This window comes from Pseudomonas sp. B329, from assembly GCF_023127835.1.
Lineage (GTDB): Bacteria > Pseudomonadota > Gammaproteobacteria > Pseudomonadales > Pseudomonadaceae > Aquipseudomonas > Aquipseudomonas synxantha_A.
Genome location: NZ_SPKP01000058.1, coordinates 98066 through 112378 on the forward strand (window position 1 = coordinate 98066; position 14313 = coordinate 112378).

At 59.5% G+C, this 14313-nt stretch carries 11 protein-coding genes; 4 read left to right on the forward strand and 7 right to left on the reverse strand.

Going from position 1 to position 14313, the window contains the following annotated elements:
* Window positions 1-124 precede the first annotated feature (124 nt).
* The 5 genes from E4P00_RS25515 to E4P00_RS25535 all read right to left on the reverse strand — a co-directional run bounded on the left by E4P00_RS25515 (window position 125) and on the right by E4P00_RS25535 (window position 6306).
* A complete protein-coding gene (locus E4P00_RS25515; protein WP_248133290.1) occupies window positions 125-3022 on the reverse strand; it encodes a DUF6543 domain-containing protein in 2898 nt (965 codons plus the stop codon).
* Between the two features lie 189 nt (window positions 3023-3211).
* Window positions 3212-3613, reverse strand: a complete 402-nt coding sequence (locus tag E4P00_RS25520; RefSeq protein ID WP_078820015.1) for a biopolymer transporter ExbD — start codon at window positions 3611-3613, stop codon at window positions 3212-3214.
* Between the two features lies 1 nt (window position 3614).
* A complete protein-coding gene (locus E4P00_RS25525; protein WP_103734064.1) occupies window positions 3615-4337 on the reverse strand; it encodes a MotA/TolQ/ExbB proton channel family protein in 723 nt (240 codons plus the stop codon).
* Between the two features lie 49 nt (window positions 4338-4386).
* On the reverse strand, window positions 4387-5208 hold the full coding sequence (locus E4P00_RS25530; RefSeq protein WP_248133291.1) for an energy transducer TonB: 822 nt from the start codon (window positions 5206-5208) through the stop codon (window positions 4387-4389).
* Window positions 5209-5442: 234 nt separating this feature from the next.
* On the reverse strand, window positions 5443-6306 hold the full coding sequence (locus E4P00_RS25535; protein ID WP_248133292.1) for a LysR substrate-binding domain-containing protein: 864 nt from the start codon (window positions 6304-6306) through the stop codon (window positions 5443-5445).
* A gap of 93 nt (window positions 6307-6399) precedes the next feature.
* Between E4P00_RS25535 and E4P00_RS25540 the strand changes: the two genes are divergently transcribed.
* Both E4P00_RS25540 and E4P00_RS25545 read left to right on the forward strand, forming a co-directional pair.
* Window positions 6400-6861, forward strand: coding sequence for a nucleoside deaminase (locus tag E4P00_RS25540; RefSeq protein ID WP_248133293.1), 462 nt, complete (start codon window positions 6400-6402; stop codon window positions 6859-6861).
* Complete coding sequence (locus E4P00_RS25545; RefSeq protein WP_248133294.1) at window positions 6848-8035, forward strand: CynX/NimT family MFS transporter; 1188 nt, start codon at window positions 6848-6850, stop codon at window positions 8033-8035. The genes E4P00_RS25540 and E4P00_RS25545 overlap by 14 nt, the downstream gene beginning before the upstream one ends.
* Here E4P00_RS25545 and E4P00_RS25550 read toward each other — a convergent pair.
* Window positions 8006-10321: a TonB-dependent receptor gene (locus E4P00_RS25550; RefSeq protein ID WP_078820010.1), complete on the reverse strand. Its 2316-nt coding sequence runs from the start codon at window positions 10319-10321 to the stop codon at window positions 8006-8008. The genes E4P00_RS25545 and E4P00_RS25550 overlap by 30 nt on opposite strands.
* Before the next feature lie 155 nt (window positions 10322-10476).
* Between E4P00_RS25550 and E4P00_RS25555 the strand changes: the two genes are divergently transcribed.
* Window positions 10477-11421, forward strand: a complete 945-nt coding sequence (locus tag E4P00_RS25555) for a LysR family transcriptional regulator (RefSeq protein WP_078820009.1) — start codon at window positions 10477-10479, stop codon at window positions 11419-11421.
* A 190-nt stretch (window positions 11422-11611) separates the two neighbouring features.
* Complete coding sequence (locus E4P00_RS25560; RefSeq protein ID WP_248133295.1) at window positions 11612-13219, forward strand: alkaline phosphatase family protein; 1608 nt, start codon at window positions 11612-11614, stop codon at window positions 13217-13219.
* Window positions 13220-13356: 137 nt separating this feature from the next.
* Here E4P00_RS25560 and E4P00_RS25565 read toward each other — a convergent pair whose 3' ends face one another.
* The gene (locus tag E4P00_RS25565; RefSeq protein WP_248133324.1) at window positions 13357-14262 is read right to left on the reverse strand and encodes a TauD/TfdA family dioxygenase; all 906 of its coding nucleotides are present in this window, start codon (window positions 14260-14262) and stop codon (window positions 13357-13359) included.
* Window positions 14263-14313: the final 51 nt, after the last annotated feature.

Consider the following 14313-nt stretch of genomic DNA (forward strand, 5'->3'; position numbering starts at 1 on the left):
AATCCGACTCCCTTCCACATTCCAGAAAACCCAACCATTGTGCCCCCCGACACCATGGCATCGGGGGGCCGGTAATGTTGAGTTGGATAACCCAATGCTCAACGACCGCTACCGCTATACCGACTCAACGAGAATGATGCATAGAGTGCTCCGAGCCGATATCGACCCCAAATTTACGATTCATGGGCATATAGAAATCGCGTACTTCCGTGTACTTTTTTCCGAAATCTTCGGGCAAAAGAAGACGCGCATTCAAAAGTTCAGTCATGTCATCAACAAACGGGAAGAAACCATATTCCTCTTGTGCCACTACATCACCAAACATTCTCGGCCCGGTAACCTCGAAGATTTTCGTTTCGTACTCTTTATAGGCTTGCCGTTCTATGTCTGTCGAACCTTCTCTTAAAAACGGACGATTATTGTTAAACCACGACTCGTTGGCTTTGAACCGCTGATATGACTCCTCCAGAATCTTGTCAAATAATGGATTGTCTGCATGGCTTGCGAAATTACTTGTATTGAACCCATTGAAATCCGCTCCCTCATAAGTAATGGGCGAGTTCATCAATAGATCACTTGGTGTGGCTTTCAGCGTGACATCCCCCACGTTGAAGGTCAGCGTGTCATCCGTATCCAGGTATATTCCACCGTGCTTCTTTATCAGTGCAACGCGCATCACATCCGATGAAGCCGCTAAATTTTGCCCTTGACCTGATCTAAAATACTGATACATCTCTCCATATTTACTTGCCGTTAGCTCTCGAAAAGCTTCATCCTCTTTCAGATCATGCACCTCCAGCCCACCCACTTTGTGATCCAGAGCAGATTTTATTTTCTGAAACGCACTCCCGCTGTTTGCATCCACGTGAACGACAGACTTGTAACCCGGGCTTTTCCTGGCGTTCTCAATAATGTTCTGGATTAAATGCTCCGGCATTTCATTGCCAGCCCAAAAATAATGAATGACTTTGGGCACTTCTGTCGTGCCGGATGGCAGCGACGGCAACCGCGGCAACTTAAGCGTCTTACTTATCATCGAAGGAGGTGCGTTTTTATTCCCTTCGATCGCTTCGGCTTTAGTACCACCCAACCATCTTCCTCGGCCTTTACGCCAATAATATACGTCATTCACTTGACCATTTTCGTTGAGCCCACGCCAGAGGCGTGCCTCAACGTCATAAGTGACTTTAGTACCGTACTGCCCGACAAAAACCATGTAGTCCTGAGAAAACATTCGCTGCACGTCATCCATGGGGACCGTGAACTCATCGAGGATAACGGGAGGCGTAGTAGGCCCCATTGGGTAGCCGATATGCCCATTGACTCGTCGTGGGGGATTGAAGAATGGACGCTCCTGTTCAGCCACTTGAGTGGGCGCCTGGGCTGCGGCGTCAACCCCTGCTGTAACGCCCCCGTTGGCCATTCTCTCTGTCATCGCTTTCGCCAGCGGCGCCCCCGCATGGGTGACCAAGGGCGGTATCGCGTTCAGTACTCCAAATACAATCCGGTCAGAACCCGTGGCCTTTCCTTTGACGGCATCATCAATACCGATACCTGTTTGAGTGGCTCCGGCTGCCATGAAAAAAACATCCAAGCCTATCGCTACTTCCGGCATGACCAATGCCAGAGGCGTCATGAACATGGCAACCTTCGTGGCCTCTTCCACACCTTGCAAGACTTTGTTCTTGGTGTAGTCACCATCGCTGACGATCGCGTTTTCTGCATCCGAATAAGACCGCGCCTTTTGCCGGACCTTGACCGCTTCAAAAGGGTCGCTGCGCAAAGGCTCAACCGAGATAAAGCGATCGGGCACCCAGCCGTTGATCCTTGCAAGGAAGCCGTTGCCAGATACTTGCGCATTGGACCAATGTGCCATCCCGTCCAAGGATTGACGCACACCGTCTGCCAACAGCTTTTGGGCCTGGTCCTTGAGGGAAAAATGCGTCAGCAGTGATTCAAGTTTCACAGGATCAGTGGCTTGCTTGGCCAGCCAGATATTCATTTGCTGTGGGTTATCGAAACGATGTATCGGCGAGGAGTTACCAGGGATGTAAAGCAAGGTCAGCTGGGTTTTGCGATCGGTCACACACATCAAGTCGGTTGACTGCAGGCCATTGATGCTCAGCAACCCGATATCCAGGTTCGGATCCTTGACGGCAGGTGCTGAAAAGTCCTGAACCGTCAGCTCGGACCATTCCTTTTGCGCAACAGGCCCCAACGCCCTCTGGGCGAGTGCCGCCTCGGCTGGGCCAAGCGTGCCTTCCAAGCGCTGTAGGTTGATCGCTTTAACAAAGGATATTTTACTCAATGAAGCATAGGAACTACTGTGCTTGTCCCAAAACCCGTCAAGGGTGTTCTTGTAAAGTTTGGTTCGGTCTGTATCCCAGACCAAGGCTTTGAAGTCTTCAACAGGAATGGACACTTGAGTGTCTGCACTATACAGCGCAGAACCTGGGGAACTCGGCTCTCGGTAAATAGCTTGTCGACTGTGTGCTTCCTGCACCCAACCGTCAACTTTATTGTAAATATAAACTGCCGGCGAAAAATACTTGGCAATCTTTACAAACCAGCCCTCATTATCCTCAATCGTTACATCTTGTCTGTTTTTCAACGCCGCTTGTGTCAGCGTTATTTTTTCCACAACATCTTTATCATCTTTACCATTATCTTTAAACGTAACCAGATACGTTTTATCAGGATCAACGTCGACGCCCCAATGTTGTTTTATTTTCGCCGAGAGTATCGTCGAAATTTCTTTCTCGGGAGAAATGTAGTCAAAAGTGTGTGTGCTGATATAAGCATCTATTTCAGGGTTTGGTTTCAACACCGGCGCCCCGGCCTTTGGCGCTTTACTCTCTCGATAATCAGCGCGACTTAATGATTTTTTGGGAAGCGGATGCTGCACACCCGGCCTATCAGGCCGCGAATAAATCCTTGCAGGGGGGGTTTCTTCGAGCTGAGGGGGAGTTAATTGTGGGTTAACAAATGCACTTACCGAATGAATAGGAAAGCGTACGTTCATGCAACTTCTCCATTAGTTAAATTTCTCCATGCGCCGACTAGAGTAATCATACTGTTGTGAATTGCACGCCCAGAAATATTCAAATACGTGAAAATTCTTTTCCCCTATAAACACTGTAACCACAAAATAAAAAAAGGCCGCACCCTGCCAAGGAAACGGCCCAAAAAAAACGTGTCGCGGCGGATGAAACTAACGTGCGGTAATCACCGACAATTTGGTAATCCCCGCACGTTCAATCGACGCCATGGCGCGTGCCACTTCGCCGTAGTTCACTCCATTGTCAGCCTGCAATTGCACCCGCACATCGGGGTCCTTGGCCTTGGCCGCCTGCAGGTTGAATTCCAGCAGGTCCGGCTGGATTTCGTCCTTGTTGATAAACAGTTTGCCGGCGCCGTCGATGCTCACCACCAGCGGGTCTTTCTGCTCGACAGGCGCCACGGCCTGGGTCTTGGGCAGGTTGATCGGGATCGAGTTGGTCAACAGCGGAGCGGTGACGATAAACACCACCAGCAGCACCAGCATCACATCCACCAGGGGCGTGACGTTGATCTCGCTCAGGACCTCATCACTGTCTTGCGTGGAGAAGGCCATGTCAGGACGCCTCCTTCACTTTTTGCGGGCTGGCGGCGCTGGCTTTGGTCAGTGTCGGGTGCAACAGCACGCGGAATGAGTTCTTCTGCGCCAGGCTGTAGAAGTCGTGGGCAAAGTCATCCAGGTCTGCCGCTGTCAGCTTCAGGCGGCGCAGGAAATAGTTGTAGACCAGCACCGCAGGCACGGCCACGGCGATCCCCACGCCGGTCGCCACCAGCGCCGCACCAATCGGCCCCGCCACGGTTTCCAGGCTGGCGGACCCGGCGGCGCTGATCCCCTTCAGGGCTTCCATGATGCCCCACACGGTGCCAAACAGGCCGATGAACGGCGAGGTGCTGCCGATACTGGCGACCACAGCCAGGCCGGTCTCCAGGGAGCGGCGCTCGCGCACGATTTGCTGGCGCAGGGCGCGTTCGAGGCGGTCCTGATGATTGATCGCCTGGCTTAGATCCGCAGCGTGAGGGGTATCGCCCACCTGGATTGCGGCATAGCCGGCCTGGGCCACACGCGCGGCGGCGCCGGGCTGGGTTTCGGCGAGTTCGGCGGCTGAATCGAGGCTCGATGCCGCCCAGAACTGTTTGTGAAACTTGCGATCCTGGGCCTTGAGGCGACCGAACTGCACGCCCTTGAGCAAGGCCAGGCCCCAGGTGGCGACCGAAAAGATCACCAGCAGCCAGATCACCGCGCTTTCGATGGATTCAAGTGGAGACGCTAATGCCATGATGTTTTCCCTCTTGTGCAGGTCGCGGCGTGTGCACACCGCGGCCGAATAATTAATGAATCTTGAAGTCGATCGGTACGCTGACCCAGCCGTCCTGGGCCACATCCCCCTGCTTGGCCGGTACGAAGCTCCAGCGCTTTACGGCGGCCAGTGCGGCGTCATCGAGCTGCTGGCGCCCGCTGCTTTTCTGCACCTGAATCTCACCCGGTTTACCGCTGGCCAGCACATGCACCCTTAACAACACCGTGCCTTCCCAACCGCGTCGCTGAGCCAGTGACGGGTACTCCGGTGCCGGGTTTTTCAGGTACGCGGCGTTGGCCGAAGCCGGCGTCACCGGCGCTGGCGCTGGCGCTCGCGCCGCAGGTGCGGGCGGAGCAGGTGGGGCTGGCGTCGGTGGCGCAGGCGGCTGCTCGACGGCTTTGGGGGCCGGCTTGGGCTCAGGTTTCGGCGCGGGCTTGGGCTTGGGTTTCACAATAGGTTTGGGCGGCGCCGGCTTGGCCGCCAACTCATCCACCACCGGCGGTGGCTCGACCACAGGCGACGGCGGTGGTGGCGGTACAGGCGGTGGCGGTTCAACCACCGGCGGCGCCGGCTGGGAAAATTCGATGGTCATCGGCGGAATTTCCGGCGGCACAATCGGCAGCACCGGCGTGGGTTTCTGGCTCACCCAATAGATCACAGCGCCGTGCAGCGCCAACACCAGCAACCCGAGCAAAATCCCTTCGCGGCGGCTGGAAAAACGCTTCGGGGTCTTCTGCAGGCGCAATTGCCCCAACGGCGCGCGATGCGGCCGGCCAAGGTCGACCAACTCACCACTCGGTGCCTGGCGCCATTGCGCCTCGGGTGCACTGGCGGCGGTCTGGACATTGCCCATTGATTCACTCCCTACGGTTTTGAAAAACCGACGGGCCAGCGTGCAGCCCCGTCGAGGGCTGAATCATCGGGGCCAGACACTTATCTCTTAAAGTAATCTTTAAAGTTATATATAGAACAAAAACGCATAAATGAAACAACCGCTGACGTCAAAGCCACGTGACTCGGGGCCTGGCGCCAGACCCTTGTTTTTCAATTCTTTAAAGGCATACAAAATATTCAGCAAAGGTATGGCTCAGTGCGGATTTCCACTGCACAACGCCAGCAATTCTCCCAACAAACTCTGGCCCGCTGCGCCCAAACCACTGCAGCCATACAGGGCCAATCGCACACCATGAACAGGCGGCAGGCCACTCTCTGGGCCGAGTATGCAATGGCCCGGTTGCAACACCCGCTCCGGCAACAGGCTGATGCCCAAGCCTGCCGCCACCGCTGAACACACGCTGGCCAGGCTGGCGCTGGAGTAGCCGATGCGCCAACGCCAGCCGGCCCGCTCAAGATGGTGAAGCATGTCGTTGCGGTACAAGCCGCCCACCGGGAAAGCCACCAGCGGCAGCGGGTCGCGACCCAGCGCCGGGGTGCTCAGGCTGTCGACCCAATACAAGGGCTCCGGCCACGACGCCACACAGTCGTCGCTGTCGCCCATCTGCTTGACCAGCAACACATCGAACTCACCGCTCCGGTACTGGCGCTGCAATTCAGGGCCCAGACCGCTGGTGACTTCCAGCCGCACCCGTGGATAGGCCACGACAAACGCTGAAAGCAGCGGCATCAGGCGCTCGGCGGCAAAGTCCTCCGGCACGCCGAGGCGCAACACACCGTCGCTCTGCTGGTTGATCAGCACGTCGGCGGCTTCTTCGTGCAGCGCGAGAATACGGCGCGCATACGCGAGCAGACGCTCACCCTCGGCGGTAGCCACCACGCGGCGCTGGTCGCGGTCCAGTAACTGACAAGCCACTGCGTCTTCCAGCCGGCGGATCTGCTGGCTGACAGTGGACTGGGTCAAATGCAGGCGCTCGGCGGCGCGGGTGAAATTGCCGCAGTCCACCACGGCGACAAAACTGCGCAACAACACGGGATCGAACAACGTCATCACCATTGCGTTTGCCACTGATTGGCATGTTTATATTTAATTTCAGCATACCCCGGTGGCTGACCATACTTCACCTTTCATCGCGCCCGGGGGGCTTGTATGACCAACGATCAACCACACCTGCAACGCGCTATCGCCTTGGCCCGCACCAACGTCGCCCAAGGTGGCCGCCCCTTCGGCGCGGTGCTGACGCGCAACGGTGAAGTGCTGGTGGAAGCCGTGAATGAGATCCACCTGACCCAGGACCCCACCGCCCACGCCGAGCTGCTGGCGATCCGTGCAGCGAGCCGGCTGCTGGGTGCACGCCTGGACGGCTGCGTGATCTACGCCAGCGGCCAGCCTTGCCCGATGTGCCTGAGCGCCATGTACCTATGCGGTTTAGAACGGGTGGTGTTTGCCGCCAGCAACGAAATGGCCGAGCCGTTCGGCCTGTCGACCGCAGCCATTAGCCAACAGGTCGGCTTGCCCATCGGTGCGCAACGCCTGCCCATCCAGCACCTGCCCGACCCAGCAATGACTGCGCTGTATCACCAGTGGAAAACCCTGCATGACCCTGAATAAATCCCTTGCCGGCTGGGGCCTGCTGCTGGTGCTCGGCCTGAACCTGCGCCCCATCCTCAGCTCCATCAGCCCGTTGCTCGGCGAGATTCGCCAGGCCACCGGGCTGAGCTTCCAGAGCAGCGCCTTGCTCACCAGCCTGCCGGTGATCTGCATGGGGTTGGTGGCATTGGTGGGCGTACGGGTGGAAGCCCGCTTGGGCGAACGTCGCGGCATCGCCTTGGGCTTGTTGATGATTTTGCTGGCGTGCCTGGCGCGCTGGTTGATGGGCCAGGCTTCGGCGCTGTTGGTTACCGCACTGCTCGGTGGCGCGGGCGTGGCGCTGATCCAGGCGCTGGTGCCGGCGATGATCAAGCGCGAATTTAATTACCGCGTGCCGGTGGCGATGGGCGTGTATTCGGCCTCGCTGATGGCCGGTGGTGGGCTGGCGGCGCTGCTTAGCCCTGTGGTGGCCATGCATTTCCAGCAATGGCAGGCGGGCCTGGGGGTGTGGTTGTTGCCGGCGCTGGGGGCATTGCTGCTATGGGCCTGGCTGCCGCTGGGTGCCGCGCGAAACCCACAACAGGCACCTGCGTTCAAAGGGTTGCGCAACCGGCGCGCCTGGCTGCTGGCGCTGTATTTCGGCCTGGTCAATTGTGGCTACATGAGCATGGTCGCGTGGCTGCCCGCCTACTATCAGCAACTGGGCTGGGGCGTGTTGCCCAGCGGTTCGTTGCTGGCGTTCATGACCATCTTCCAGGTGATCGCCGCACTGTTGATGCCGGTGCTGGCGCAACGTGGGATTGATCGGCGCCCGTTGCTGAGCATCAGCCTGCTGGCGCAAACGGTCGGCTACCTCGGCCTGCTGATGGCGCCACAGCAATTCCCACACCTGTGGGTAGCGCTGATCGGCTTCGGCCTGGGCGCATGTTTCGCCCTGAGCCTGCTGCTGACCCTCGACCACCACCGCGACCCACGCCAAGCCGGGCAGCTGGCGGCATTCGTGCAAGGCGTAGGCTTTCTGATCAATGCACTTTCGCCGTGGCTGACCGGCGCGCTGCGCGAACTCACCGGCAACTTCGTCAGCGCCTGGATGGTGCTGACGGTGACCGTGGTGGCGATGCTGCTGGTGACGCGGGTGTTCAACCCGGCCACCTATCGCACTGACCTAGAAGTCGTAGCGCCCAGTCACGCCTAGGGTGCGCGGCGTGCCCAACAGGCCCTCGTAACCGCCGTTACCGCCGGTCCACAGGGTGGTGTAGTAGGTTTTGTCGAAGGCATTTTTCAGCCACAGCGACACGTCCCACTGCCCCTGCTCATAGTCACCGCGCAGGCCGGTGGACAGGTTGACCACCGCATACGCCGGGATCTGCCCGTAGTCGGAATCTTCCACCGTGCCCACCGCCTTGGAACGGAACGCGTAGCTGGCGGTGACGTAGGGTTCCAAACCGTTAGCCAGGTTCCATTTGTATTCGCCGTTGGCATTGGCGATCCACTTGGACGCGCCCACCACTTGATGGCCCGTGAGGTCGCAGGACGCCGGAGCACCAGGGCGCAAGCTGGTTTCGGGTGGGCACGGTGCATCCTTGTACGACAGGTAGCTCACGTCGTTGAACGAGCCGTTGATATTCAGGGTCAGGCCCTTGATCGGCACCAGAGTGCTTTCCACTTCCACGCCCCGCGAACGCACGGAACCGGCGTTGGTCAGGTATTGCACACGGTTGTCCTGGTCGTAGGCGTTGGTCTGGTAGCCGTTGACCTGGGTCCAGAACAGGTTGGCGTTGAGTTGCAGGCGGCGGTCCCACAACGTGCTCTTGAAACCCAACTCGGCGTTGTTGGCGCGCTCGGTGCCGATCAGTAACGAGTCGGCCCCGGCCGTGGGTGCAGACCCTACCGCCAGGTTGACCCCACCAGACTTCTCGCCATGGGACAGCGTCGCGTAGCCCAGCAGGTTGTCATTGAAGTGATAACTGAGGTTGAGCAGCCCCGAAGGGGTGGCGCTGTACTGCGTCAGGTCGCCCGAGTCATACGCCCCGGTGCGCCCCCGCCGTGCAGTGGCCCCCGCACCGCTCACCGCAGCACCGCCCAGCGGCGCATTGCGCGTGACCCAGGCGCTTTTTTCTTCGTAGGTGCCGCGCAGGCCGGCGGTAAAATCCAGGCGCTCGGTGAGGTGCCAGGTGCCTTGGGCGAACAGGGCAAAACTGTCGGTGCGGATATGCCCGTTGCCGACGCTGCTCACATTGCTCAAAGCGCCGTTCGGCGTGCCGTTCCAGATATCGGCCTTGGGGCCGTAATAAGCGAAGGATTTGTTGTCCAGGTCGGAGCCGAAGTAATAGGCGCCGAGCACGTAATCGAAGAAGCCGCCGGTAGGCGATGCCAGGCGAAACTCCTGGGACCACTGCTTATCTTCCACTGAGACCCCGGCGTTATACGACGCCGGTACGTTGAGGCCGTCATCATTGCGTGGGGTGAAATTCCACCAGCGATAGGAGCTCACCGACGTCAGGGTGAAGTCACTAGGCAGCGTCCAGTTGGCCTCCAGCGAGGTACCACCCTGGAACACGGTGACATGCTGGTCGTTGTCCAGGTTGACCTTGCGATGGGTGCCATCCACCAGGGTCGCCCCCGCTGCGTTGGCCCGGGATTGATACAGGTTGGTGCCATTGATGGTCGGCCCGGTGCTGTACAGCACGCGGGTGCCGGCGCTGGAATCCTCTTCGTTGTAATCACCGATCCAGCGCAGGTTGAACGCCTCGTTGGGCTTGTACAACAGTTGCCCGCGAAAGCCCTGGCGCGAACCGCCGTTAAGCTCATGGCCGTCGTGCTCGTTCTTGATGTCGCCGTCGCTGCGGGTGCGATAGGCCGAGAAACGCCCCGCCAGGTCCTCGGTGAGTGGGCCGGAGATCGTGCCCTTGGTCTGGAAATAACCGTCCTCGCCCAGAGAGGTTTCGATGCTGCGCTCCGGGGTAAAGCTCGGTGCGCGGGTGCTGATGTTGATGACCCCGGCGGTGGTGTTCTTGCCGAACAACGTCCCTTGCGGGCCACGCAGTACTTCAAGCTGCTCGATGTCCATCAGGTCGAACACCGCCATGCCCGGGCGCCCGAGATAGACGTTGTCGATATACAACCCCACGCTGCCTTCCAGGCCATCGCTGGCCGGGTTGTTGCCCAGGCCGCGAATCGACACGCTGGACTGGCGCGCGTGCATGTAGGCGACGTTGACGCTGGGCACCAGTTGCTGCAAATCCTGGATGCGGTACACCCGCTGGGTTTCCAGCGCCTGGCCGCCGACCACGCTCATGGGCGTTGGCACGGCCTGGGCACTTTCGGTACGCCGCCGGGCCGTCACGGTGACGGTTTCCAGTTGGCCACTGGCGCTTTCGCCCTTGCCGGCAGGCGCGGGTGTTTCAGCGGCCTGGGAAGGCGACCAACTGCTGCTACCGGCCACCAGCATCGCCAGCGGCAAGGACTTGAACAGACTCATAAGCGGCTCCAGAACCCGGAGATATCCGTCGCCAGATATTCCTAAAGGTTATTTATTTATGTTTTTACGAACATTTACTGCATAAGAGATAGCCTTTATAAGGAGTCGACCTAATGCATAGCCAATGCATTTCCCGGATATTTTTGATGTGAAAAATGCATATCGATTTGCGCCAGCTTCGCCACTTCATCGCCCTCGCCGAGCAACGCAGTTTTGTCGCGGCAGCCTTGGCCGTGAACCTGTCGCAGTCGGCGTTCAGTCGCAGCATCCAGGCCCTTGAACACAGCGCCGGCTGCCAGCTGGTAGACCGTGGCCGCAAGGACCTGGCGCCCACCAAGCAAGGTCAGGTACTGCTCGAACATGCCCGGCGCCTGGTCAGCGGCGCCCAGCAATTGGCCAACGAGATCAGCCAGTTCAACGGCCTGGAAGCCGGCGAGCTGCGCTTCGGCTGCGGCCCGGCCCCGGCAGGTGGGTTGATCCCGCGCGCCATCGGCAGTTTTATCGGGCGCTACCCCAAGGCCCGCGTGCAGTTCCAGGTGGATGACTGGCAAAGCCTGGGCAAACGCCTGCTCAGCGAAGAGTTCGAATTCTTCGTCGCCGACACTCGCCACTTCGAAGCCAACCCCGACTACCACACCCACCGCCTGCGCGCCCGTCGCTGGTATTTCTGCTGCCGCGCCGGCCACCCCCTGGCCGGCCGCGAAAGCATCCGCGCCGATGAACTGATGAGTTATCCGCTGGCGGTCACCATTCGCCCGCCGAACCTGCGCAAGGTCATCGCCGACCTCAGCGGCCGGCCCGATTACCAACCCAATGTGGAGTGCGAAAACGGCTATAGCCTGATGGGCGTGGTGCTGCGCTCGGATGCCATCGGCATCGTCAGCGCCAACAGCGATGTGCTGCACATGGCGCGGGGCGAACTGGTGTGTTTGAAGATCGATGGCCTGGATGAAAACCTGGAGGAGCGCTACACCCGCTACGGGATTGTCAGCCGTGCGGGGTATCGATTGTCGCCGTTGGCGGAGGCGATGATTGAGCAGATCAAGGAGATTGATACCTTGGATGAAGAGGTGTGTGCACTGGAGAATGTCGCCGTCTGAACTGGCCTTTCGCGAGCAAGCTCGCTCCCACACTTCAAATGCGTTCCAAATGTGGGAGCGAGCTTGCTCGCGAAAGCGCCGGTGGCAACACCCATGCATTCATTGCATGGAACCCAGTCCCCAAATGCACTTGCCAGAGCACCCCTCGAACGGCGAAAAAAACCACCTGTCCTCCGTTCGGTAAATTCCCATGTCTGATCCCAAACCCGTGCGCAATGTGCTCTACATCATGTGCGACCAACTGCGTCGCGATTACCTGTCGTGCTACGGCCATGCCCATCTGCACACGCCGAATATCGACCGCCTGGCCGCTGCCGGTGTGCGTTTCAGCCGTGCCTACACCCAGGGCACGATCTGCGGCCCGTCGCGCATGTCGGCCTATACCGGGCGTTACGTCAGCAGCCATCAGGTGGCATGGAACGCCGTACCGCTGCCGCTGGAAGAGCTGACGATTGGCGACTACCTGCGCCCCCACGGCATCCGCACCGCACTGGTGGGCAAGACCCACGCCACGCCGAACCTGGAGGCGTTGCACCGCCTGCATATCGACCCCGACAGCGCCCAGGCCGAACAGCTCAATGAGGTGGGCTTTGATGCGTACCTGCGCCACGACGGCATCTATCCTGACAGCCCGCTGTTCGACGACAAACGCGAGTCGGCGCCCTACACCCAGTACCTGCGCGAGCAGGGCTACGGTGGTCGCAACCCCTGGCATGACTGGGCCAATGCGGCCCAAGGTGAAGACGGTGAAGTGCTCAGCGGCTGGCACATGCGCAATGCCGGCAAACCTGCGCGGGTGGCCGAGGAACATTCGGAAACCGTCTACACCACCGACCGCGCCATCGACTTCATTAGCGAACAAGCAGAACAGCCATGGTGCCTGCACCTGTCGTATATCAAGCCGCACTGGCCCTACATCGCGCCGGCGCCGTATCACGCGCTGTACGGTGCCGAGCATATCCAGGCGCCCATTCAACCTGGGCAAACCAGCGATCACCCGGTGTACCAGGCATTCCGTCAACACCAGGAGAGCGTGAATTTCTCCCGCGACGCAGTGCGCCTCACAGTGATTCCCACCTACATGGGCCTGATCAAACAGATCGACGATCAACTCGGGCGGCTGTTTGATTTCATGCAAAGCACTGGCCGCTGGGACGACACGCTGATCGTGTTCACCAGCGATCATGGCGACTTCCTCGGCGATCATTACCTCGGTGAAAAAGAGTTTTTGCTGGAGCCTGCGGTGGGTGTTCCCTTGATCGTGCGCGACCCACGGGCCAGTGCCGATGTCAGCCGTGGCAGCGTGGACGCACGCCTGGTGGAAACCATCGACGCCCTGCCCACTTTCCTCGACGCTCTGGGCCTGCCCGCAGCCGACCATCGCCTCGAAGGCCGCTCGCTGATCCCGCTGTTGCACGGCGAGCAACCCACCTGGCGCCACTACGCCATTGCCGAATACGACTACGCCTTCCAGGCCCCGGCCCGGGAACGCCTGGCGCAGCCCGTCGACCGTTGCCGCATGACCATGGTGCGCAGCGAACGCTGGAAGTACCTGGCCTATGACGGCTTTCGCCCGCAGCTGTTCGACCTGGAAAACGACCCGCAGGAAATCCACGACCTGGGCAGCGATCCCGCCTATGCCCAGGTGCGCGAGACTCACTTGGGTTATCTGTTCGAATGGCTGCGTGGGTTGAAGCGGCGTACCACCATCAGCCACACCGAGATCGAAGTGCGCGGGCAATGGTTTCGCTATGGTGAGCCGGAGGCGGAAAAAGTGGTGCAAATTGGGGTCTGGTAAACGCCACAAATCCAATGTGGGAGGGGGCTTGCTCCCGATAGCGGAGTATCAGTCACAGCATTTTTGACTGGCCCACTGCTATCGGGAGCAAGTCGAATCGTCGCACCGCCCCTCCCACATTTTGATCTCCAACTGGTTTAGAGACCTTTGGTGGTCTGGCTGCGCTGCCCCTGCACACCCACCGGCACATCACCCTTGAGCGTGACCCGGCGCACGATGCGCTCTTGGGTGCCATAGTCGTCCACCGCGTAATGCTGGGTGGCACGGTTATCCCAGATCGCCACGTCACCGGTATTCCAGCGCCAGCGTACGGTGTTTTCCAGACGCGTGACGTGGCCTTGCAGCAGGTTGAACAGCTGGGTCGACTCCGCCTGGGAATAGCCTTTCAGGCGCTTGACGAAGTGCCCCAGCAGCAGGGTTTTCTCACCGCTGACCGGGTGCACACGCACCACCGGGTGTTCGGTTTCGTACACTGTCGAAGTGAAGACCTTGCGGTATTCCTCCAGCTTCTCCACCGCCACATCCGGCTTGCGTGCGGCGTAGTCGTATTCGTTGCTGTGCACCGCCCATAGGTGGTCAGCCAACGCACGCAGCTCGACGCTGAGGTCGTTGTAAGCGGCGGCGGTATTGGCCCAGACGGTGTCGCCGCCGGACGCTGGCGCCAGCACCGAACGCAGGATCGAAGCTTTCGGGTAGGCATCGACGAAAGTCACGTCGGTGTGCCAGGAGTTGGCGCGCTGACCACGGGTGCCATCCAATTCCATCAGAAAGCGCGTGCCGTCGCGCACCGGCACCGTAGGGTGTGCAATCGGCTCACCAAGCAGGTGGGCGAAGGCTTCCTGGCTCTGGTCATCGAGATGGGTTTGCTCGCGGAAGAAGATCACTTTGTACTGCACCAGTGCCTGCTGGATGGCCTCGACGGTGGCGGTATCCAGGTCACCGGATAGTTTGATGCCACGGATCTCGGCGCCGATACGACCGGCCACCGGGTGGATGTCGAGCGCGTGGGCGATGGGTTGAACAGCTAATGCGGCGTTGCTCATTGTGATGACCCTCATGTGCTTGCTGATGGTGGAGATGCTTTCCAGCAACGC

Excerpts from the sequence above, each read along its gene's own strand:
- E4P00_RS25555 (WP_078820009.1), top strand. The coding sequence starts at position 10,477 with ATGCATATCGATTTGCGCCAGCTTCGCCACTTCATCGCCCTCGCCGAG.
- E4P00_RS25530 (WP_248133291.1), bottom strand. The coding sequence starts at position 5,208 with ATGGGCAATGTCCAGACCGCCGCCAGTGCACCCGAGGCGCAATGGCGC.
- E4P00_RS25545 (WP_248133294.1), top strand. The coding sequence starts at position 6,848 with ATGACCCTGAATAAATCCCTTGCCGGCTGGGGCCTGCTGCTGGTGCTC.
- E4P00_RS25515 (WP_248133290.1), bottom strand. The coding sequence starts at position 3,022 with ATGAACGTACGCTTTCCTATTCATTCGGTAAGTGCATTTGTTAACCCA.
- E4P00_RS25565 (WP_248133324.1), bottom strand. The coding sequence starts at position 14,262 with ATGAGCAACGCCGCATTAGCTGTTCAACCCATCGCCCACGCGCTCGAC.
- E4P00_RS25535 (WP_248133292.1), bottom strand. The coding sequence starts at position 6,306 with ATGGTGATGACGTTGTTCGATCCCGTGTTGTTGCGCAGTTTTGTCGCC.
- E4P00_RS25540 (WP_248133293.1), top strand. The coding sequence starts at position 6,400 with ATGACCAACGATCAACCACACCTGCAACGCGCTATCGCCTTGGCCCGC.
- E4P00_RS25520 (WP_078820015.1), bottom strand. The coding sequence starts at position 3,613 with ATGGCCTTCTCCACGCAAGACAGTGATGAGGTCCTGAGCGAGATCAAC.
- E4P00_RS25560 (WP_248133295.1), top strand. The coding sequence starts at position 11,612 with ATGTCTGATCCCAAACCCGTGCGCAATGTGCTCTACATCATGTGCGAC.
- E4P00_RS25550 (WP_078820010.1), bottom strand. The coding sequence starts at position 10,321 with ATGAGTCTGTTCAAGTCCTTGCCGCTGGCGATGCTGGTGGCCGGTAGC.